General features: G+C 41.1%; 2 protein-coding genes. Both read right to left on the bottom strand.

The features are described 5' to 3' along the window. A partial coding sequence (gene ccoS, locus ACS8FD_RS19990) for a cbb3-type cytochrome oxidase assembly protein CcoS (protein ID WP_439277154.1) occupies window positions 1-280 on the bottom strand: 280 nt, incomplete at its 3' end. A gap of 121 nt (window positions 281-401) precedes the next feature. Then, window positions 402-745: YdcF family protein (locus ACS8FD_RS19985; protein WP_439277153.1), on the bottom strand; the 344-nt coding region annotated here is incomplete at its 5' end.

The following is a 745-nucleotide window of genomic DNA, read 5'->3' as shown; positions in this document are numbered from 1 at the left end:
CGAGATCAGTATTGCTATCAGTATTTAGTGGTTTACGAGCATCCAAATCCAAGCTTTCGGCATCAGCGGCAGTAGACATAGTATCCGTTTGCTCAGAAGAATCAGCTGATTTATGCGACTGGATAACTTGACGACGCTCTTGACGATCATCTAAGATAATGCGCTGTGAGGCATTATCTAAGTCCTCAAATTGATTGGATTTTACGGCGTAACGAACAGCCCAAATAGCTACCACGAACAGCATCAAGCTTAGTGGAATCAATAAAAATATACTGAGCATGGCAAACCTCTTGAATAGCCGCTTATTCTATTATTATACACTTATCGCAAGTGTAATAAATTTAACTTTATGATTGAAATTTATGCAATGAAATCTGCATAGCTTTGAGATACCTAAATCATTAATCAAAGGTTTTAACCGCATTACCTCGAGGCGTTAATAATTGTTGAATACTAACGTCTTCTGCAAGCCGGCAGTCTAATTGCGGGCGCAAGATATCACGTAGGTAGGCAGCTATTTCATAAACAGCACGTCTTGAATGGCTCAAGTTTTGTGCAGGCTCCATCCAATCAAGTGACACAGGTAATGGCGCGTTTATAGGCGTACTATTGACCCCATTTAAAGCAAATTGTCTGCGAGCTCGCGCCATATGGTAATTATCGGTAATAAGGTACACATGGTATAAAGGCACACGCTTGGCAGTAAACCGAGCGTTTTCACAGGTGTTCATACTGGCATTTTCGC

This window comes from Psychrobacter sp. 1U2 (assembly GCF_051847575.1).
The sequence above is the reverse complement of the archived record's forward strand: the minus strand, read 5'-3'. Positions and strand labels throughout refer to the sequence as shown.